We start from the raw sequence: 18,387 nt of genomic DNA on the forward strand, positions 1-18,387 counted from the left end.
AGCATGATGACCGCAGCCGACCCCAGACCGCCCACCACCATCGCGGTGACCGAAGTCATCGAGCGACAGAAGATCAATGCATTCGTCATCCGGTTGGTGGTGATTTCGTGGACCGTCACGTTTCTGGACGGTCTCGACATGCTGGTGATCTCGTTTGTCGCGCCCTATTTGCGTGACGGGTTCGGAGCGGATGCGATCTCCCTCGGGCAACTGTTCTCCGTAGGCGTGTTTGGCGCGATGCTTGGCGGGATTGGGTTTGGCTGGCTGGGTGATCGGTTCGGCAGGCGGCCCACCATCATCGCCTCGGTCGCGGCTTTCGGGCTTACGGGGATGGCGATTGCCGCTGCCGGAAACATGGACCAGTTGCTGGTCCTGCGCTTCGTCAATGGGGTGGCGCTGGGCGGACTGATGCCGCTGATCTGGGCGTTGAACATCGAATTCGTACCCGCCCGTTATCGTGCTTCGGTCGTGACCGTCATCATGATGGGCTATACTCTGGGCGGCGTGGTTGCCGGGCCGCTTACAGTCTGGCTCGCACCGCATTTCGGCTGGCAATCGGTGTTCATCGTTGCCGGGGCAGCCACCCTTGCGCTCGTGCCGATCCTCTTTGCGATTCTGCCTGAATCCGCCCGCTATCTCGCGGTAACTGGCCGCTCGCCCGAAAAGGTCGCAAGGGCGCTCAATGCGCTGGAACCCGGCTTGGGCGCGCAGGCGCAAGACCGGTTCGTTGTGACCGACGAAGGGTCAGACGCTCCGGCGCAGAAGTTCCGCATCGCAACGCTTTTCAAAGGCGATCTGCGGCCGATCACCAGCTTCTTGTGGCTGGCCTATATCGGCAGTTCGATGGCGGTCTATTTCAAGTCCAACTGGGGTCCGATCATCTTCGAAGATGTCGGCTTCTCGCGGACCGACGCCGCCTGGATCATGTCCGTCAGTTCGGTTCTGGGATTGTTTGCAGGCCTTGCACTGATGCGGTTTACCGACCGGCTCGGGCCAATCGCTATCACGTTCTATCCGGCGCTGGCGGTTCCGTTGCTGCTGCTGATGGGCCTTGCCGATGTGTCACTGCAGGGCCTTGCGATCTTCTCCTTGTGCAGCATGGCGATGATCAGCGGCACCCACTTCGGGATGCACAGCATTGCCGGGATATTCTACCCCAGCGCCATCCGGGGCAACGGTGCCGGGTGGGCAACTTCGGTGGCCAAGATCGGATCGATCTTCGCGCCGCTGCTCGGCGGCTACTTGCTGTCAACCAACCTTCCGCCGCGTCACCTGTTCGTGCTGCTGGCCGTGACGCCGCTGTTATCTGCAATCTCGCTTTTCCTGCTCGGACGCATCCACGCGCGCCGGGTGGCAACTCCCATTCCATCACATTCCGCCGATCCTGCCGTCTCGATGGCTGGGCCGCTGACGACCAAACCCTAAGACGACCAAACCCTGAAAAGGTAATTGCCCATGGCCCTGACCGTAACCCCCATCACACCGCGCTTTGGCGCGGAAGTCTCTGGCATTGATTTCAGCAAACCGATCACGGCCGAAGATCGCGATGCGCTGATCGATGCGATGAACCAGTGGGGCGTCTGCGTGCTGCGCGGCACCGGCTTTAACAACAAATCGCACATCGAATTCAGCCGCAATCTCGGCCATCTCGAAACTGCGCCCGCCGTGAAGAACCGCCCGCGCCGCCATCCAGACGATGCCGAAATCTTTGATGCCAGCAATCTCACGCCGGAGGGCGAAATCCTGGTCGACGAGAACATGGTGCTTCACAAGAAGGGTGATCGGCTGTGGCACACAGATTCATCGTTCATGGCAATGCGATCATCCTATTCGCTGCTGCTGGCCTATGAAGTGCCAAAGGTTGGCGGGCTGACCCATTTCGCCGATATGCGCTCGGCCTACGAAGACTTGCCTGAAGACATCCGAAAAATCATCGATACCGGAGAAGCCGAACATTCGCTGTGGTATTCGCGTCTGCTTGCTGGTTTCCCGATCACCATCGAGGAAATCGATGGCCGCCCCAAAGCGCGTCAACCCATGACGATCCGGCAGGAAGCCACCGGTCGCACCGCGATCTACATCGGCAGCCACGCCATCGATGTCGTCGGAATGCCGCGCGCCGAAGGTCAGGCCTTTATCAAGTACCTGATCGAATTTGCCACGCAGCCGCAGTATGTGTTCGATGTCAGCTACCAGCCGGGCGATCTGGTGATCTGGGATAATCTTGCCACAATGCACCGTGGAGGCGACTTCGACATCTTCAACGAAAGGCGCGACATGCGCCGCACAACCGTGCGCGAAGGCGCTGCGCCTGCTGTGGCCGACGATCCCTTCACTGAATACTTCGCAGCGTCCGTGCCGGAGAGCTGAAGGATGACCGCGCCTGACCGGGTTCGCGTGCTTGTGACGCGCAAATGGCCTGAACGCATCGAAGCCTTGATCGCAGAACGCTACGACGCGACCTTCAATGAATCCGACTTGCCCCTCGGGCCTGATCAGCTCGCGGCAGCGATGCGGGACTATGACGCCATCTGCTCCACCATCACCGACCGGATCGGTGCGGATATTCTGGGCGTTGATGGCAGGCGGGCGCAGATCATTGCAAACTTTGGTGCAGGGTTCGAACACATCGATCTGGCCGCCGCCGAAAAGGCCGGCGTGCTGGTCAGCAACACGCCCGGCGTGCTGACTGATGCGACGGCAGACCTTGCCATCACGCTCATGCTCATGGCCTCGCGCCGCGCTGGTGAAGGCGAGCGCGAATTGCGCGCCAGCGCATGGCAGGGCTGGCGGCCAACGCACTTGCTGGGCACCAGTCTGCGCGGCAAAACGCTTGGCCTGGTCGGCTTCGGCCGGATCGCGCAAGCCACGGCAGAGCGCGCACGGTTCGGGTTCGGCATGGATATCGCGTATTTTTCACGCAAACCCGGCCCCCAAGACGCGGTAGACCGGCTTGGCGCGCGCTATTTCCCGACGCTGGATGAACTGGCGGGTCATTGCGATTTTCTGTCGCTCCATGTTCCTGGCGGCCCTGCAACGCACAACATGATCAACGCCGCCGTCCTTGCCCGGATGCCGCGCCACGCCATCCTGATCAACACCGCGCGTGGCGACGTTGTTGATGAGGCCGCGCTGGTCAAGGCGCTCACCGATGGCGCAATCGCGGGGGCTGGCCTCGATGTGTTCGTGGGCGAACCGGCGGTCAATCCCGACCTGCTCCACGCGCCCAACACCGTTCTCCTGCCCCACCTCGGCAGTGCTACAATCGAAACCCGCGAGGCCATGGGGCTATGTGCCCTTGCCAATCTTGATGATTGGCGCGAAGGCCGCAAACCGCGCAACTGCCTGACATGACACCCGAAATCCGGGCAATCATCGAAGCAGAACGGTTGCCCGCAGCTTATGACGAATTGATAACCCGATGGTGGCGTCCGCTGGCGGTCCAGATTGCGCAGTGGCGGGACATGGCTGGCCGTCCCTTGGTCATCGGCATCAACGGTGCGCAAGGCAGCGGAAAATCAACGCTCTGCCGGTTTCTCGAAAGCGCCTTGTTGCCCGAACTGGGGCTCAGCGCCGTCACCGTTGCGCTGGACGATCTCTACTTGACGCGGGCAGAGCGCGATGAATTGGCCCGCACTGTCCACCCCCTGCTGGCCACGCGTGGCGTCCCTGGCACGCACGATGCAGCACTGGGGCAATCGCTGCTGGAAAACCTGCTGGCCGGTCGCTCGGCGCAGTTCCCGCAATTCAGCAAAGCGCTTGACGACAGGCTTCCACCGCATCAGGCGCGGCACATTCACGGCAAGGTCGATGTGATCCTGTTCGAAGGCTGGTGCGTCGGCGCAACGCCTCAGCCACCATCGGCGCTTGCCGTGCCCGTCAATGCGCTGGAGGCGGACCGCGATCCGGCGGGCAGCTGGCGACACTATGTGAACGCACAGCTATCCGGCCCTTATGCCGATTGGTTCTCCCGTATCGACCGTCTGGTGATGCTGAAGGCACCGTCATTTGCAGCCGTTCTGCGCAATCGCCTGAAACAGGAACATAAGCTGCGCGCCGCCACGCCGGATGCCCCGGCAGCAATGGACGACAGGCAAATTGCCCTGTTCATCAGCCATTACGAACGTCTGACAAAGCACATGATCGCAAACATGGGTGCTGCGGCAGATGTGTGTTTCGAACTGGACGATTGGCAGCAGGTCATCAGCCGCAACGACGCATCACATATTCGTAGCTGTCGCCCTTGGCACAGGGATGCGTCACGCGGAGATTCTGCGGATCAGATCGGAAAAGATCGACACTGAGAACCGGCGCATTCACGTTCCCAGAGCAAAGGCTGGACAGCGTGAACAACCCATGCCGCCCAATTTGGCCGAAGCCTTGAAGGCAGAGGATATGGAGCAACCTGCTATTGCCGTGTGAACGGCCAGAAAATGGCGGAAAACCCGTGGTGCGGACGGCGGGACTCGAACCCGCACGATCAAGGATCAGGGGATTTTAAGTCCCCGGCGTCTACCATTCCGCCACGTCCGCCTGCTTGATTGGGCATGCCCTGATGCGCCTGCCACAGCGCAAAGGGCGCGGCAACTTCCGTCACCACGCCCTTCCGCTTTTTTTACGCGAATTAAAGATCAGTCCGCGTTCAGGCGCAGGCGCATTTCCTTGCCTGCCTTGAAATAGGGCACGCGCTTTCCGGGTACTTCCACGGTTTCCCCGGTGCGCGGATTGCGGCCCTTGCGCGGATCGCGTTCGCGCGTTGAAAACGCGCCAAAGCCGCGCAGTTCAACCCGGCCTCCTTCGGCCAGCCGCTTTCCGATTTCATCGAAAAACACGTCAACTACGCGCTCGATTTCCTCGCTGCGCATCCCTGGGCTCTCTTTTGCGAGTGCCTGGAGCAGCTCTGATCGTATCATGCTTATCCCTCCGCCTGGCATTCCTGTGGAATGCCCCCCAAATTGCTTTCGATCCCCGCGCCCAAGACCCCCGTCACGGGCGCGTTGTTTGTTCCTGCCACGCTGCAAGATTCATTACAATCGGTTGATAGTGTCGGTCGTGGCCAAAAATGGACCAGATCAGGCCTTTTCAGGCAGATCAGCCAGCGTCAGACCAAGGCGTCGCATCCGCAAAGCGATGTCTGGCCATTCTTCGCGCAAAAATGCATCACGTTCGCGCGCACGCAATGCGGCCTGTGCCCCGGGTGCCACGAACATGCCGATGCCACGCTGCACGATCACCAGCGCTTCTTCCTGAAACTGCTGATAGGCCTTCGCCACAGTCAAAGGATTGGCCCCCTGACTTGCAGCATAGGCCCGTACTGACGGCAGCATCGCGCCTTCAGGATAGACCCCATCAAGGATCGCTGCGCATATTTCGTCACGCAGACGCAAATAGACTGGGCGGTTGGCGCTCATGGTGATGCACTGCCATAATACAGCGAGACTCACAACGCCTGACAGATCCTGCCACGCGAACTGGCGGTGATATCCTGCTGGCCTGCACCATCGGGCATGATCGGCATACTGGTTGCGAATGAAAATAGTTTCTTGCCTTTCACGTTCGTGGCACTAGTGCCCCTCGCTTTGCTGCGCACGTTGGGCGCAGCACAACCCATACTGATGCAACAACAGCGAGAACGCGCGCCCGCATGGCTCAGGAAACCGTGAATACCACCTCTGGCCCCGCTTCTGGCCCCGCTTCCGCTGCTGGCGAATGGTTTGGCCACCCGGGCCAACTCAAACGCCTGTTCACCACCGAAATGTGGGAGCGTTTCGGGTACTACGGCATGCGGGCGATCCTGACGCTCTATCTCGCCAAGCATTTCCTGTTCAATGACAGCACCAGCACCGGCATCTATGGCGGCTTCACTGCACTTGTCTATCTCACCCCGCTGATCGGCGGGCTGCTGGCCGACCGCTACCTCGGCTCAAAGCGCTCGGTAAAATTCGGCGCGATCATGATGGCCATCGGCTATTTCATGCTCTGTTTCGGCGGTGAGGCGGCCAAGCCTTATGCCGTGATCGAAGGCCAGCGTTATGACGTGACGGTCACCGAGTCCGCCGGATCCGAAATCCGCTCGCTCGAAATGGCAGGCCAGCGGCTTGAAATCGTTGGCAACGATGACAAATCGGTCTCGTTAAAAACGGCTGACGGTACCGAGGCAAAGCGCGTTGCCCCCGGCGGCTTTCAGTCCGATGGCGAACGCTCGCCGTTCCACATCGGCATCCTGCTTATTGGCCTTTCGCTCGTCACGGTCGGCAACGGCTTCTTCAAACCCAATATTTCCACAATTGTCGGCACGCTCTACGCAGATGGAGACCGGCGGCGCGATTCCGGTTTCACCATCTTCTACATGGGCATCAATCTGGGTTCGCTGATCTCGCAGTTCTTCTGCCCGATCCTGGCCGAAGCGGTTGGTTGGTGGGCAGGTTTTGGTCTTGCCGCGCTGGGCATGACCTTTTCGTGGGTGCTGTTCCAGTTCGATGGCGGCCGCCTTGATGGCTATGGCGAACGCCCTGCCGGGGCCGATCCGCGCAAGGACTGGCTGATCTATGGCGCGGCGCTGGTTTGCGTGCCGTTGTTCTTCTTCCTGTTCACCAACCTGATGGCCTATGTCCCGCCACAAGCGGGTGAAGGTCTGGTCGGCTATTTCTTCGGCCTGCCGATCATGGGCAAGATGATGTTCGGCACCTTCCTGATTGCCGTACCTGCCATCCTGATCTGGGCCTTGTCGGCGGGCAGCAAGCAGGAATTCCAGATGATGCTGGCCGCGATGGTGTTGATCGTCTTCAACACGGTGTTCTGGACCCTGTTCGAGCAGGCCGGCTCTTCGCTCACGCTCTTTGCTGAACGCAACACTGTGCTCGAAGTGGGCTGGACACGTCCGCTGTTCGCCATGTTCCGGGAAACACCTGCCAGCTATTACATCTTCTTTGCCCTTCTGCTGGGCGGTCTAGGCTGGGCGCTGTCCTGGTTTTTCGGCAACGGTGAGCAGCCCGAAACAAAGCGCAAGATGTCATTGGCGTTCGGTGCGGTCATGCTCGCTGGCTTTGGCGGCATGGCCTATGCCCGTGCGTTGGGTTTCGGCAACGATCCCGTTTACGTCATGCCCGCCGGGCAGACGCAGATCTTCAACGCGCTGTTCATCGTCACGCTGGCCCCGCTGTTCAGCGTGATGTGGAACGCCATGGCGCGACGCGGTGTGGAACCTTCGATCCCGGTCAAGTTCGCCATCGCACTGATGGGTGTGGGCGGGGGCTTCCTCTTGCTGGTCTGGGGCGCGCAATTTGCCGATGCGCAGTTCAAGGTCGGGCTGGTCTGGTTGGCTGGGCTCTATTTGATCCACTCGATGGCCGAACTGTGCATTTCGCCGGTCGGCCTGTCGATGATCACCAAACTCTCGATGGCGCGAATTGTCGGCATGATGATGGGCGTATGGTTCCTGTCGATTGCCGTGGCGCAATATGTGGCCGGCATGGTCGCACAGATCGCCAGTGTCGAAACGGTGGGCGGGCAGGTCACCAACCTGAAGGTCAGCCTTGATACTTATGTCGGCGTATTCACCACGATTGGTTGGGTCTCAGTCGGCATTGGCGCCATACTCCTGCTTGTCGCGATCCCGCTGAAGAAGCTCATGCATGGCGTAACCTGACCGGAAAAAGACCCGTCGTGCCTACTCGGAGACTTTCGGATCAGGCTCTTAATCCGCATTGGATTTATCTTTGCCAAGTGTCGCTTGTGATGCACTGATCAACCTAATACTGTGATCCTCATAACAAAGGTTTGGTCCGTTTTGAACCAATAGACAAGAGGACGGAGATGGATGCTTCGTTAGTCCACCTTCTGGTGGCAACTTTCAGTTTTGTGGTATCGCACTTCGTCATGTCGGGTGCCTTGCGCAGGATCCTGATCACGCGTCTGGGCGAACAGGTTTTTCTTCTTGTATATTCGTTCGTTTCACTTGGCACGTTGGCGTGGGCCATCGTGGTATTTGATCGGGCCGAAGCCGGTCCCGGTCTTTGGAATGGCATGCACCCACTGCCCTGGATGGTGGCCAGCGTGCTGACCATTGCCGCCATGGCCTTTTTGCTGCCTTCCTTCGTTCGCAATCCGGCCCTTCCCGGAAATAATGCAGCGGGGCTTGGCACCGTCATTCCCAGTGGCGTGTTCAAGATCACGCGGCACCCGATGATGTGGGGCATTGCCCTGTGGGCACTGGGCCACGCCATCGCCGCTCCCACGGCCCGCTCGTTTATCCTGATGACCGGCATGATCGTGCTCGCCCTTGTCGGATCACACCTGCAGGACAAACGGAAACTCGCCGGAAACAAGCGCGAATTTCAGCCTTGGCAGCGCCGTACCAGCTTCTGGCCAAAACTCTCGGAATTCGGCGCCATCGGCATAGTCTGGATCATCGCCTTCCTGGTATGGTTCCTCGCCTCCTGGGTCCACGTTCACTTCTTCGGCATCCCGGCCGGTCTGTGGATGTGGGTAAGGTAGTCAGGCGCAGATTGACTGCGCAAGTCTGCGGCGTTCGCATTCCAACCAGCGCAAAAGATTGCGCGGCGTTATGAGTAACCCGTCGAGCCAGAGTCCAAGCTCACGCTCCTTCAATCCGTGCAAGTGGCAAAAGTCGCGCACCCAGTCTTCCGGCTCTTCAGGATCCAATGGCAAATCTTGCAGAAGATCGTCGTCTGGATGCGGTGTCAGCAAAGGCTGATAATACACTTGCAGCGTTTGCCAGAACCACTCTGCCGTTTCCGCCGAAACGTCCCCCGCCAACAACGCGATAAACTCTTCGCGCGAAGGATTGGGACGGCGCGCCAGCAGTATCGTTGCCATGCGATCCCACTTGCGCTTGGCGGCGATCCACACGCTGCCAATGCCGATGGCAGCAACGCAGCCCGCAACGAGCCACGCTCCACCATTCATACCATCACGCCCGCGCTTCGCTCACACCCGCAGAATTGTGGCGCAATGCTTTGAGCACCATGTCCACGATATGCGGCGCGTTCAGCCCGGCCGTGTCATATTGCTTGTCGGGAGCGTCGTGGTCCTGGAACAGATCGGGCAGACGCATCGTGCGAATCTTCAGGCCCGCATCGGTCAGCCCTTCGTCGCTGGCCATGGTCAGCACATGCGCGCCAAGACCGCCGATCGATCCTTCCTCGATCGTCACCACCACTTCGTGCGTCGCCATCAACTGGCGAATCAGGTCATGGTCCAGCGGCTTGGCAAAGCGCAAGTCGGCCACCGTGGTCGATAGCCCTTTGGCCTCCAGCTGCTCTGCCGCCTTTAGCGCCTCGGCCAACCGCGTGCCGAGCGACAGCAGCGCCACCTTGTTGCCTGCCCGCACGATCCGGCCCTTGCCTATCTCCAATCGTTCCGGCACGTCAGGCATGGCCACACCGGTGCCGTTGCCGCGCGGATAGCGGAAGGCAATCGGCCCGCTATCGTGGCAGGCGGCGGTATAAGTCATGTGGACCAGTTCGGCCTCATCCGCCGCGGCCATCACCACCATGTTGGGCAGCGTCGCCAGATAGGTCACGTCAAACGATCCCGCATGCGTCGCGCCATCGGCACCCACCAGCCCCGCGCGGTCAATCGCAAAGCGCACCGGCAGATTCTGGATCGCCACATCATGCACCACCTGATCAAAGGCGCGCTGCAGGAACGTGGAGTAGATCGCACAGAACGGGCGCATGCCTTCTGCCGCAAGGCCCGCAGCAAACGTCACCGCATGCTGTTCGGCAATACCAACGTCAAACGTCCGGTCCGGGTGCGCCTTGGCAAACTTGTCCACGCCCGTCCCGCCCGGCATTGCGGCGGTAATCGCGCAGATCGTGGGGTCGGTGTCGGCCAGCTTGGCCAGCGTTTCCCCGAACACGTTCTGATAGGCGGGCGCACCGGGCTTGGCTTTCACCTGCTCGCCGGTCACCACATCAAACTTCTGCACGCCGTGATACTTGTCCGCCGCCTGCTCGGCCGGGCCATAGCCCTTGCCCTTCTGCGTCACGACATGGACCAGACACGGCCCTTCAGCCGCATCGCGCACGTTTTCCAGCACGGGGATCAGCTGGTCGATATTGTGCCCGTCCAGCGGCCCAACGTAATAGAAACCCAGCTCTTCGAACAGCGTCCCGCCCATCGCCATGCCACGCGCGAATTCGTCGGTCTTGCGCGCTGCCTGATGCAGCGGACGCGGCAGATTGCGGGCCAGCTTCTTGGCAATCTCGCGCAGGCCAAGGAACGGGCGTGACGATACCAGCCGCGCCAGATAGGCCGAAAGCCCGCCCACCGGCGGCGCAATCGACATGTCGTTGTCGTTCAGGATCACCACCAGCCGGTTGCCCGCAGCGCCTGCGTTGTTCATCGCCTCATAGGCCATGCCCGCGCTCATCGCGCCATCGCCGATCACGGCAATGCCCTTGCCCGAACGGCCCGAAAGCTTGTTGGCAATGGCAAAGCCCAGCGCAGCGGAAATCGACGTGCTCGAATGCGCGGTGCCGAACGGGTCGTATTCGCTCTCGCTGCGCTTGGTAAAGCCCGAAAGCCCCCCGCCCTGCCGCAGCGTACGGATGCGGTCGCGCCGTCCGGTGATGATCTTGTGCGGATAGGCCTGATGGCCCACATCCCACACCAGCTTGTCCGTTGGCGTGTTGAACACATAGTGGATCGCCACGGTCAGCTCCACCACACCGAGGCCTGAGCCGAGGTGCCCGCCGGTCGTGCCGACGGCAGAGATCATTTCGGCACGCAATTCGTCCGAAAACTGTCGCAGCTGCGATGGAGCGAGCTTGCGGAGATCGTCAGGTGTATTGACCGTGTCGAGCAGCGGCGTGGCCGGTTCTGAATTCATCCCTTTGCCTTTACACAGATGATTTCGCGCTGTCGAACGTGTTCATCGTTTTGTGCGCTTCCCCAATGTCCGTGACGCTCTTTTTCCCAGCAGCACCGAAGACACCATCAACAGCACCGCCGCCACCACAAACGCATAACCCGGCGCCGCGAGATCCCCTGTCCGCGCCATATATCGCGTCAACAGCACCGGCGTCAGGCCAAAGGTCAGCGCCACCACCACGCCATAACCGATGCCCACCAGCCCTGCGCGATGCCGCTTGGGCGTGATCTCCACGAGCGCGGCATAGGCCACCGCCGCCGAAACCGTCGCCATCAGCAGCAGCAGCGCGGCGGCCAATGCCAATTGCCCCAACGTTCCGTCAGCAATCCCCCAGCGAAACAGGGGCAAGGACACCACCGCCGCCAGCAAGGCCGCTGCAAAGTTCACCTTCTGCCGCCCGATTCGGTCCCCCAGCCAGCCCCCGCCCAACAGGCCCACGATCTGCGTCGCGGCCGCCGCCATCTGCAGCAGATAGCCGTTGGTCACCGGGATCTTCAGAAAGGTCACCGCATAAACGAACAGGAAATCCCCCGTCGCCCCTGCCAGCAAAAACCCGCACACCCCCAGCAGCGCCGCGGCATAGGCGCGCACGTCGAGCACGGTCACCACGTTCGGCCCCACTTCGGGGCGGTGCAATGTCTCATCCAGCCGCCGCCGCAGGATGAAGGCCAGCGGCACGATTCCCGCCCCAATCGCAAAAGCGATTCGCCAGCCGTAGGCATCAAGCTGCGCCGGGCTCAGCACGCTGGCCAGCACCAACCCCACCGTGCCGCTTGCCAGCACGCCAATGCGCATCGCCACCAGTTGCAGCGCAATCAGCATCCCGCGCTTTTCGGGCGGAGCGCTTTCGGCCAGAAACGCCGTCGTCGGCCCCACATCGCCGCCCGCTGCCAGCCCTTGCAACAGCCGGAACACCACCACCATGACCGGCGCCCACATACCGATGGCGGCATAGCTTGGCGTCAGCGCCAGCCCCAGCGCGCTCATCCCCATCAGCGCAAACGTCGCCAGCATCGTTGGCCTCCGCCCGACGCGGTCCCCCAACACGCCAAACAGCACCGCGCCCAAAGGCCGCGCGCCAAACCCCGCACCCGCCGTCATCAGAGTCAGCAGCAGCGCGCTGCCCGGCGCGCCCGCCGGAAACATCACCCGCGAAACGTTCACCGCAAAGAAGCTGAAACTCAGGAAATCATAGAATTCCAGCGCATTGCCGGAAATGACCGCCACGAACTGCTTTCTGGTCGGCAGTTGCTGCGGCGCATGGTTCTGATCGTGCAAGCGGCCCTCCCCCAAAGGCACAAAAAACGCAGGCCCTAATCCCCGCTGGCGCAATCCGCACAATGCCCGCGAATCTCCACCACCGGGCGCACTTCGGCAAAGCCTGCGCCCTGCGCTGCCAGCCGCAACGCGCCGGTCAGCTTGTCATCGTCGCTGTGGACGGTCTTTCCGCACAGGTCGCAGATCAGGAAGATGCAATCGTGGCGGCACCCCGGATGGCTGTTGGCAACATAGGCATTGGCGCTTTCCACCCGCCGCGCCAGATTGGTGCGCACGAACAGGTCAAGAATCCGGTAAACGGAATTGGCCGCCACCCGCTTGCCCCGCGCTGTGCCCACCAGTTCGGCAATGTCATAGGCGCTGGCAGGCTTTTCGCACCCGGCCAGCTGCTCGAACACATCGGCGCGCATGTCGGTCCACTGCTCGCCCGATTCGATCAGCGCATCACGCGCCGCCGTTATCAGCGTTTCGCCTTCCAGATCGCGATGTTGATGCTGCGTTGCCATGCGCCCTAGATAGGCACGTGAGACACGAACCGCAAATCAGTTCCGTGTGAAGGCGGTCTTGTACATATCGGGGAACATCGCCTTCAGTGCCCGCACTTTGGGCGCATCCCATCGGCGGATATAGCCATGGTCGGGGTTCTTGGCGGCAAAGTCCTGATGATATTCCTCAGCCGGATAGAACGCCTTGTACGGCTCAATCGCTGTCACAATCGGCTGCTTCCACAGGTCCAGCCGCTTCATCTGCGCCAGATATCCCGCCGCCACCGCCTTTTGCTCAATGCTCAGCGGCACCAGCGCATTGCGGTACTGCGTGCCATGGTCCGGCCCCTGATAATTCAGCTGCGTGGGGTTTGCGCCCACGGCAAAGAACACGCGCAGCAACTGGTCATAACGGACCACCGCCGGATCATAGGTCACGCGCACCGATTCGGCATGGCCCGTCTTGCCGCTATCGATCAGTTCATAGGCGGCGGTCTTCTTCTCGCCGCCATGGTACCCTGAAACTACGCTGCTCACGCCCTTCAAGTGGCTGAACACAGCCTCGATGCCCCAGAAGCATCCACCTGCAAATATAGCGACCTTCTTGCCCGGCGTCTCTCGCGCTTCCACAGCGGCGGCAGGTGTGGCCATCGTTTCCTGCGCCATTACAGGTTGCTGGCAAGCAGCGGTCCCGATGCCCAGCGCCACCATCAACGTCAGGGCCGGGCTGCGCATCTTAGTTCGAAACCTGTTCAGTATCCGGCGTAGCCAGCGCGGTCGTGCCAGTAGAGGCCGCCATCACGGCAGCACCCAGCAGGAACCCAAGGGCCAGCGAGCGGAAAAAGTCAGGCTTGAACAGGCCCATCGGATTGCTTTCATCGATTGCTTCGGTAGCCAGTCACTTGGCCCGATTCGTATTAACGTTCGGTGACGCCGTGCACAGGGCACCCAAAGGGCACATGGAAATCCGCCAAGCGTTTTCTACATGCGGCAGACCGAAATCAATCGCGCAGTTCTACCCAAACCGGCGCGTGATCGCTGGCCTTTTCCCGCCCGCGATAGGCCTTGTCCACGCCCGCGCTCACCATCCTGTCAGCCAACTCGGGCGAAAGCAGCGCATGATCGATACGGAACCCGTGATCGCGCTGCCATGCGCCTGCCTGATAATCCCAGAACGTCCACACCCCGCCCTGCGGATTGAGCGTGTCGATCGCATCGGTCCACCCATCATTGAGCAACCGGCGATAGGCATCGCGCGATTCAGGCTGCATCAGTGCATCGTCGGCCATGGCCTTTACCGAAAAGGTGTCCTTGTCTTCGGGGATCACGTTATAATCGCCGATCACCACCGCAGGCACTTCTTCGGCGCGGATTTGCGCCATCCGCGTGCGCAGCCGCTCCATCCAGCGCAGCTTGTAATCAAACTTCGGCCCCGGCTGCGGATTGCCATTGGGCAGATAGATACACACCACCCGCAGACCGAACACATCCGCTTCCAGATAGCGCGAATGCTCATCCTCCGGCTCCCCGGCCAACCCGCGCTGGACCTCAACCGGGGCCACGCCGTCAGCCAGAATGGCTACGCCATTAAAGCCCTTCTGCCCGTGCCAGATCGCGTGATAGCCGATCTTCTCGAACTCTGCCGCCGGAAAGCCCTCGTCCTGCGTCTTGATCTCCTGCAGGCAAGCGACAGAAGGCCGCGTCTCCTCCAGCCATTCCAGCAGCCGCGGCAACCGCGCCTTGATCCCGTTGATGTTGAACGAAGCGACCTTGAGAGTCATGTCTGGCAATCCTGCTGTGGCAGGATTGCGTCCGGCACCAGCCCGCTCCCCCGCCCGGCCACCCATTTAGTGTACACTCCCGTGGGTGGCCAGGCGGGGGAGCGGGCTGGTGCCGGGCAGGCGTCGCGCAGCGACGCCGGATCAGCCACTAAATCGCGAAGGACGATCCGCACCCACAACCAGACGCCGCCTGCGGATTGGTAACCTTGAACGCCGCCCCGCCCAGCGATTCGACATAGTCCACCTCGCTGCCTTCCAGCAGGCCCAGGCTCACTTCGTCCACCAACAGCTTCACGCCATCGGTTTCGGCAATCGTGTCGCCCTCTTCCGGCGCATCGGCCAGTTCAAACTTGTACTGAAAGCCCGAACAGCCTCCGCCTTCCACCGACAGGCGCAGGATCGCAGGCTTGCCCTGCTTGGCGGCAATCGCGGCAACCCGCGTGGCAGCATTTCGGGCCAAGGATACGGGCGAAGCAAGAGCGGTCTGGGTCATCCAGCCAACATAGGCACGATGGCCCGAAACCTCAACGGTTGCGCTCGTCCTCCAGCCGGTCTTCGATGCTTTCATCGTGTCCGGTCCCGCTGGACAGGAACACCAGCCCCATCAGCGCCGCCATCAGCATGATCGTCAGCCAGATGCCCAGCGCGCTGGCAATGTACAGATGGATCGAAACCAACCCGATCTGCCAGTACAGCACACCCAGCGCCACAGCGACCACGGCGGTGCTGAACCACGCCATGGCCCGCATGATCGCCCAATAGCGCGCAAAGGCAAAGCGTGCGTTTTCAGGATCATCAAGGGGGGATTGGCCGTGCATTGTCTGGGTCCTTTGCGCATCGCAATCGGGGTTTGCAACGGCTTTGACAATGGGCCGTAAACTGTCATGATCGCTAATGGAGATACGGCGGTCCGCAAAGACGCCCGAAGGCGCACGGTCCGCACCCTGAACAGGAGGATGCCATGACCATTGCGCAGGTAATTGCAGGACGCAGCGAAGTGTGGAGCGTTTCGGCCGACGCACAAGTTTCAGACGCGATTGACATGCTGGCACGCCACCGCATTGGTGCCCTGCCCGTAGCAGATGACAGCAATGGCGTTGCCGGCATCTTCTCCGAACGCGACATGATTCGCTGCCTTCACAAACACGGCGAAGCTGCCCTGCACATGAAAGTGCGCGATATGATGACCGCCCCGGTCATCACCGTCACCCCGCAAACCCCAGTGATGGAAGCCCTCGCGTTAATGACCCAGCGCCGCTTCCGCCACCTCCCCGTGGTCGAAGGCCAACGCATGGTCGCCTTCATCTCGATCGGTGACCTCGTCAAGCACCGGCTCGACACCATCGAAGCCGAAGCCGGCGCCCTGCGCGAATACATCCAGCAAGCGTAGCTCTTCCCAAGCAACACCCCTCTCCCGCTCGTCCTGAGCCTGTCGAAGGACGCTCCCACAACGCCCGATGCTTCGACAAGCTCAGCATGAGCGGATGCTTGTGCATGGCCTCACTCCGTCCACAGCCACCCTCAACAAAAACCCGCTCGTCCTGAGCTTGTCGAAGGACGAATTCCGCACCAATACTGTCCGATTCCGCTTGGCCAAGCGCCGCCGCCTTGCCATGATCGCTTCACACCTCGGGGGAGTTGCACAACATGGGCGGTCTGCTGGCCCCCGAAAATCTGCCGTTCGCGGTCGCACTGGCGCTGCTGGCTCTGCTTGTCGTGGTGCAAGTAACCGGCCTGTCCGATTTCCTCGGCGATGCAGACAGTCCCGACGGTGATATCGACGCAGGCTCTGCCCTTGCCAGCGTGACCGGCATCGGCACGTTGCCCTTCATCGTCTGGCTCTCGTTCTTCCTTGCCACGTTCGCGCTGGTCGGCCTGTCGCTTCAGCAACTGGTCGCATCGTTCTTCGGCAACCCATTCGGCCCCGGCGCGGCCACCGCCATGGGCCTGATCGCGGCATGGCCGGTCAACACCGTTGTCACCCGCCTCGTCAGCCGCATCTGGCCGCATGACGAAACCACCGCCGTCCCGGTCGATGCACTGGTGGGCAAACGCGGCACCGTGCAAATCGGCAAGGCCACGCGTGGCAGCCCCGCCCGCGTCGCTGTGCGCGATGTCCACGGCCAGACTCATCTGGTCATGGCCGAACCGCACGAAGACAGCGCCATTCTGGGCGAGGGGGCACAAGTCCTGCTCGTGCGGCGCGAGGGCGAACTGTTCTACGCCATCGACGCCGATGGCCCGATCAAACTCACATAAATCAACCTCAAGCTCACTTGATATTCGCTGATAAAGCGGGAGAATTTTCGATGAACCAGCTTATCCCTATCGGCATCTATGCAGGCACCGGCCTTGCCCTGCTGCTGATCATCGCGCTCACGCTGACCCGGCTCTACCGCCGCGCTACCAAGGAAGTTGGCTTTGTCCGCACCGGATTTGGCGGGGAAAAGGTCGTGATCAATGGCGGCGCGCTCGTCCTGCCCGTGCTGCACGAAACCATGCCGGTAAACATGAACACCGTGCGCCTGGCGGTAGAGCGCAAGAACACCGACGCCCTTATCACGCTCGACCGCTTGCGGATCGACGTGAAGGCCGAATTCTACGTCCGCGTCCGCCCCGATGCCAATGCCATCGCCATGGCCGCGCAAACGCTTGGCATGCGCACGATGCAGCCCGAAGCGCTGAAGGACCTTGTCGAAGGCAAGTTCGTCGATGCCCTGCGTTCGGTCGCGGCGGGCATGACGATGAACCAGTTGCACGAACAGCGCGCCGATTTCGTGCAGAAGGTGCAGCAAGTCTCGTCCAACGATCTGGCGATGAACGGCCTCGAACTCGAATCCGTTTCGCTCACCGGGCTGGACCAGACCAGCATCGAACACTTCAACGCCAACAACGCCTTCGATGCCGAGGGTCTTACCAAGTTGACCGAGCAGATCGAACTGCGCAAAAAGGCCCGCAACGACATCGAACAGGACACCCGCGTCCAGATCGAAACCAAAAATCTCGAAGCCGAACAGCAATCGCTCCGCATCGCGCGCGACAATGAATTCGCCCGCCTCGAACAGCAGCGCGAAATCGAGATGCGCCGCGCCGAACAGGCCGCCGAAGTGGCGCGCGAACAGTCCTTGCGCAGTCAGGAAGCCGAAGGCGCGCGGATCGAAGCGAAAAAGCTGGTCGACAGCCAGCAAATCGAGGCCGACCGCGCGGTGCAGCAGGCCCGCATCGCCCAGCAGCAGGCGCTCGAAATCGCCAAGCAGGAACAGCAAATCGCGATCCAGAACAAAAGCCGCGAGGAAAGCCAGGCCAAAGCCACTGCCGACGAAGCCCGCGCCAAGGCCGCCGCTGCCGAAGAACAGGTCGTCACCTCGCGCGAAACCGAAATCGCCGAACGCGGCAAACGCATCGAACTGATCGAAGCCGCCAAAGCCGCCGAGCGCGACGCGATCCGCGTGAAAGTTGAAGCCGAAGCCGAAAAAGCCGCCGCCGCCAACCGCGCCGAGGCCGTCCGGCTTGAAGCCGAGGGCGAGGCCGAAGCCGAAAAACTCCGCGCCGAAGCCGCCCGCGTGCGTTTCGAAGTCGAAGCCGCTGGCCAGCGCGCGATCAACGAGGCCGCCAACCTGCTCTCGTCAGACCAGATCTCGCTGCAAACCAAAATGGCCCTGCTCAAGGTTCTGCCCGATCTCGTGCGCGAATCCGCCAAGCCGCTGGAAGCCATCGATTCGATCAAGATCGTGCAAGTCGATGGCCTCACCCGCGCGTCAGGCGGGGCAGGAGAGGGCAATGCAAACGGCAACCTCGCCAGCGATGCCCTCACCGCAGCCCTCAGCTACCGCGCACAGGCCCCGATCATCGATGGCCTGATGAAGGAACTCGGCCTCGACGGCGGCTCACTCGAAGGACTGGTGAAGGGCGCGCCAACCGTAGATTAACGCACAACATATTCCCC

The 18,387-nt window shown here is 61.4% G+C and carries 21 protein-coding genes and 1 tRNA gene; 10 read left to right on the forward strand and 12 right to left on the reverse strand.

The annotated features are described in order from the left end of the window. Positions 1 to 3: 3 nt before the first annotated feature. Genes AC2A1F_RS09545 through AC2A1F_RS09565 form a run of 5 tightly spaced genes read left to right on the forward strand, consistent with a single transcriptional unit; the run spans position 4 to position 4,422 of the window. Positions 4 to 1,425, forward strand: a complete 1,422-nt coding sequence (locus tag AC2A1F_RS09545) for an MFS transporter (protein WP_484208527.1) — start codon at positions 4 to 6, stop codon at positions 1,423 to 1,425. Between the two features lie 30 nt (positions 1,426 to 1,455). Then, the gene (locus AC2A1F_RS09550) at positions 1,456 to 2,370 is read left to right on the forward strand and encodes a TauD/TfdA dioxygenase family protein (protein WP_484208528.1); all 915 of its coding nucleotides are present in this window, start codon (positions 1,456 to 1,458) and stop codon (positions 2,368 to 2,370) included. A 3-nt stretch (positions 2,371 to 2,373) separates the two neighbouring features. Next, positions 2,374 to 3,354, forward strand: coding sequence for a 2-hydroxyacid dehydrogenase (locus tag AC2A1F_RS09555; protein ID WP_484208529.1), 981 nt, complete (start codon positions 2,374 to 2,376; stop codon positions 3,352 to 3,354). Further along, positions 3,351 to 4,304, forward strand: a complete 954-nt coding sequence (locus AC2A1F_RS09560) for a kinase (RefSeq protein ID WP_484208530.1) — start codon at positions 3,351 to 3,353, stop codon at positions 4,302 to 4,304. The genes AC2A1F_RS09555 and AC2A1F_RS09560 overlap by 4 nt, the downstream gene beginning before the upstream one ends. Beyond that, on the forward strand, positions 4,255 to 4,422 hold the full coding sequence (locus AC2A1F_RS09565) for a hypothetical protein (RefSeq protein ID WP_484208531.1): 168 nt from the start codon (positions 4,255 to 4,257) through the stop codon (positions 4,420 to 4,422). Before AC2A1F_RS09560 ends, AC2A1F_RS09565 begins: the two co-directional genes overlap by 50 nt. Before the next feature lie 26 nt (positions 4,423 to 4,448). Here AC2A1F_RS09565 and AC2A1F_RS09570 read toward each other — a convergent pair. The 3 genes from AC2A1F_RS09570 to AC2A1F_RS09580 form a co-directional block, all read right to left on the reverse strand. Continuing rightward, positions 4,449 to 4,533 (reverse strand) — tRNA-Leu (locus AC2A1F_RS09570). A gap of 98 nt (positions 4,534 to 4,631) precedes the next feature. Next, positions 4,632 to 4,913, reverse strand: coding sequence for an integration host factor subunit beta (locus AC2A1F_RS09575; RefSeq protein ID WP_484208532.1), 282 nt, complete (start codon positions 4,911 to 4,913; stop codon positions 4,632 to 4,634). A gap of 159 nt (positions 4,914 to 5,072) precedes the next feature. Next, positions 5,073 to 5,411, reverse strand: coding sequence for a GntR family transcriptional regulator (locus AC2A1F_RS09580; RefSeq protein WP_484208533.1), 339 nt, complete (start codon positions 5,409 to 5,411; stop codon positions 5,073 to 5,075). Positions 5,412 to 5,644: 233 nt separating this feature from the next. Here AC2A1F_RS09580 and AC2A1F_RS09585 point away from each other — a divergent pair, with 233 nt between their 5' ends. Together AC2A1F_RS09585 and AC2A1F_RS09590 are read left to right on the forward strand one after the other, a co-directional pair. Next, a complete protein-coding gene (locus AC2A1F_RS09585; protein WP_484208534.1) occupies positions 5,645 to 7,648 on the forward strand; it encodes a peptide MFS transporter in 2,004 nt (667 codons plus the stop codon). 167 nt (positions 7,649 to 7,815) lie between these two features. Continuing rightward, positions 7,816 to 8,496 (forward strand): NnrU family protein, encoded by a 681-nt coding sequence (locus AC2A1F_RS09590; RefSeq protein ID WP_484208535.1) that lies wholly within the window; start codon positions 7,816 to 7,818, stop codon positions 8,494 to 8,496. Here AC2A1F_RS09590 and AC2A1F_RS09595 read toward each other — a convergent pair whose 3' ends face one another. The 9 genes from AC2A1F_RS09595 to AC2A1F_RS09635 all read right to left on the reverse strand — a co-directional run bounded on the left by AC2A1F_RS09595 (position 8,497) and on the right by AC2A1F_RS09635 (position 15,259). After that, positions 8,497 to 8,871: a hypothetical protein gene (locus tag AC2A1F_RS09595; RefSeq protein WP_484208536.1), complete on the reverse strand. Its 375-nt coding sequence runs from the start codon at positions 8,869 to 8,871 to the stop codon at positions 8,497 to 8,499. It lies immediately after the preceding gene. 61 nt (positions 8,872 to 8,932) lie between these two features. Continuing rightward, positions 8,933 to 10,855 carry a 1-deoxy-D-xylulose-5-phosphate synthase gene (dxs, locus tag AC2A1F_RS09600; RefSeq protein ID WP_484208537.1) on the reverse strand — a complete coding sequence of 641 codons (1,923 nt, stop codon included), beginning with the start codon at positions 10,853 to 10,855 and terminating at the stop codon, positions 8,933 to 8,935. Between the two features lie 42 nt (positions 10,856 to 10,897). Beyond that, on the reverse strand, positions 10,898 to 12,175 hold the full coding sequence (locus AC2A1F_RS09605) for an MFS transporter (RefSeq protein ID WP_484208538.1): 1,278 nt from the start codon (positions 12,173 to 12,175) through the stop codon (positions 10,898 to 10,900). A 35-nt stretch (positions 12,176 to 12,210) separates the two neighbouring features. Further along, positions 12,211 to 12,681 carry a Fur family transcriptional regulator gene (locus tag AC2A1F_RS09610; RefSeq protein ID WP_484208539.1) on the reverse strand — a complete coding sequence of 157 codons (471 nt, stop codon included), beginning with the start codon at positions 12,679 to 12,681 and terminating at the stop codon, positions 12,211 to 12,213. Positions 12,682 to 12,717: 36 nt separating this feature from the next. Then, on the reverse strand, positions 12,718 to 13,395 hold the full coding sequence (gene msrA / locus AC2A1F_RS09615) for a peptide-methionine (S)-S-oxide reductase MsrA (RefSeq protein WP_484208540.1): 678 nt from the start codon (positions 13,393 to 13,395) through the stop codon (positions 12,718 to 12,720). 1 nt (position 13,396) lies between these two features. Then, positions 13,397 to 13,525: a hypothetical protein gene (locus AC2A1F_RS09620; RefSeq protein ID WP_484208541.1), complete on the reverse strand. Its 129-nt coding sequence runs from the start codon at positions 13,523 to 13,525 to the stop codon at positions 13,397 to 13,399. A 136-nt stretch (positions 13,526 to 13,661) separates the two neighbouring features. Further along, on the reverse strand, positions 13,662 to 14,441 hold the full coding sequence (gene xth / locus AC2A1F_RS09625) for an exodeoxyribonuclease III (RefSeq protein WP_484208542.1): 780 nt from the start codon (positions 14,439 to 14,441) through the stop codon (positions 13,662 to 13,664). A gap of 148 nt (positions 14,442 to 14,589) precedes the next feature. After that, positions 14,590 to 14,934 carry an iron-sulfur cluster insertion protein ErpA gene (gene erpA, locus AC2A1F_RS09630; RefSeq protein ID WP_484208543.1) on the reverse strand — a complete coding sequence of 115 codons (345 nt, stop codon included), beginning with the start codon at positions 14,932 to 14,934 and terminating at the stop codon, positions 14,590 to 14,592. Positions 14,935 to 14,965: 31 nt separating this feature from the next. Next, on the reverse strand, positions 14,966 to 15,259 hold the full coding sequence (locus AC2A1F_RS09635; RefSeq protein WP_484208544.1) for a hypothetical protein: 294 nt from the start codon (positions 15,257 to 15,259) through the stop codon (positions 14,966 to 14,968). Between the two features lie 143 nt (positions 15,260 to 15,402). On the opposite strand from AC2A1F_RS09635, the gene AC2A1F_RS09640 reads away from it, so the two are divergent. The 3 genes from AC2A1F_RS09640 to AC2A1F_RS09650 all read left to right on the forward strand — a co-directional run bounded on the left by AC2A1F_RS09640 (position 15,403) and on the right by AC2A1F_RS09650 (position 18,370). Then, on the forward strand, positions 15,403 to 15,831 hold the full coding sequence (locus AC2A1F_RS09640) for a CBS domain-containing protein (protein WP_484208545.1): 429 nt from the start codon (positions 15,403 to 15,405) through the stop codon (positions 15,829 to 15,831). 257 nt (positions 15,832 to 16,088) lie between these two features. Then, entirely contained in the window at positions 16,089 to 16,700 is a 612-nt protein-coding gene (locus AC2A1F_RS09645) for an OB-fold-containig protein (protein ID WP_484208546.1), read from the forward strand. A 50-nt stretch (positions 16,701 to 16,750) separates the two neighbouring features. Next, the gene (locus AC2A1F_RS09650) at positions 16,751 to 18,370 is read left to right on the forward strand and encodes a flotillin family protein (protein ID WP_484208547.1); all 1,620 of its coding nucleotides are present in this window, start codon (positions 16,751 to 16,753) and stop codon (positions 18,368 to 18,370) included. The last annotated feature ends 17 nt before the right edge of the window (positions 18,371 to 18,387 follow it).

The sequence above is a fragment of the Novosphingobium sp. HNCC26BN242 genome (genome assembly GCF_057180525.1).

Excerpts from the sequence above, each read along its gene's own strand:
- dxs (WP_484208537.1), bottom strand. The coding sequence starts at position 10,855 with ATGAATTCAGAACCGGCCACGCCGCTGCTCGACACGGTCAATACACCT.
- AC2A1F_RS09640 (WP_484208545.1), top strand. The coding sequence starts at position 15,403 with ATGACCATTGCGCAGGTAATTGCAGGACGCAGCGAAGTGTGGAGCGTT.
- AC2A1F_RS09620 (WP_484208541.1), bottom strand. The coding sequence starts at position 13,525 with ATGGGCCTGTTCAAGCCTGACTTTTTCCGCTCGCTGGCCCTTGGGTTC.
- AC2A1F_RS09575 (WP_484208532.1), bottom strand. The coding sequence starts at position 4,913 with ATGATACGATCAGAGCTGCTCCAGGCACTCGCAAAAGAGAGCCCAGGG.
- AC2A1F_RS09585 (WP_484208534.1), top strand. The coding sequence starts at position 5,645 with ATGGCTCAGGAAACCGTGAATACCACCTCTGGCCCCGCTTCTGGCCCC.
- AC2A1F_RS09555 (WP_484208529.1), top strand. The coding sequence starts at position 2,374 with ATGACCGCGCCTGACCGGGTTCGCGTGCTTGTGACGCGCAAATGGCCT.
- AC2A1F_RS09545 (WP_484208527.1), top strand. The coding sequence starts at position 4 with ATGATGACCGCAGCCGACCCCAGACCGCCCACCACCATCGCGGTGACC.
- AC2A1F_RS09635 (WP_484208544.1), bottom strand. The coding sequence starts at position 15,259 with ATGCACGGCCAATCCCCCCTTGATGATCCTGAAAACGCACGCTTTGCC.
- AC2A1F_RS09560 (WP_484208530.1), top strand. The coding sequence starts at position 3,351 with ATGACACCCGAAATCCGGGCAATCATCGAAGCAGAACGGTTGCCCGCA.
- erpA (WP_484208543.1), bottom strand. The coding sequence starts at position 14,934 with ATGACCCAGACCGCTCTTGCTTCGCCCGTATCCTTGGCCCGAAATGCT.
- msrA (WP_484208540.1), bottom strand. The coding sequence starts at position 13,395 with ATGCGCAGCCCGGCCCTGACGTTGATGGTGGCGCTGGGCATCGGGACC.
- AC2A1F_RS09580 (WP_484208533.1), bottom strand. The coding sequence starts at position 5,411 with ATGAGCGCCAACCGCCCAGTCTATTTGCGTCTGCGTGACGAAATATGC.
- AC2A1F_RS09645 (WP_484208546.1), top strand. The coding sequence starts at position 16,089 with ATGGGCGGTCTGCTGGCCCCCGAAAATCTGCCGTTCGCGGTCGCACTG.
- xth (WP_484208542.1), bottom strand. The coding sequence starts at position 14,441 with ATGACTCTCAAGGTCGCTTCGTTCAACATCAACGGGATCAAGGCGCGG.
- AC2A1F_RS09550 (WP_484208528.1), top strand. The coding sequence starts at position 1,456 with ATGGCCCTGACCGTAACCCCCATCACACCGCGCTTTGGCGCGGAAGTC.
- AC2A1F_RS09590 (WP_484208535.1), top strand. The coding sequence starts at position 7,816 with ATGGATGCTTCGTTAGTCCACCTTCTGGTGGCAACTTTCAGTTTTGTG.
- AC2A1F_RS09610 (WP_484208539.1), bottom strand. The coding sequence starts at position 12,681 with ATGGCAACGCAGCATCAACATCGCGATCTGGAAGGCGAAACGCTGATA.
- AC2A1F_RS09565 (WP_484208531.1), top strand. The coding sequence starts at position 4,255 with ATGCGTCACGCGGAGATTCTGCGGATCAGATCGGAAAAGATCGACACT.
- AC2A1F_RS09650 (WP_484208547.1), top strand. The coding sequence starts at position 16,751 with ATGAACCAGCTTATCCCTATCGGCATCTATGCAGGCACCGGCCTTGCC.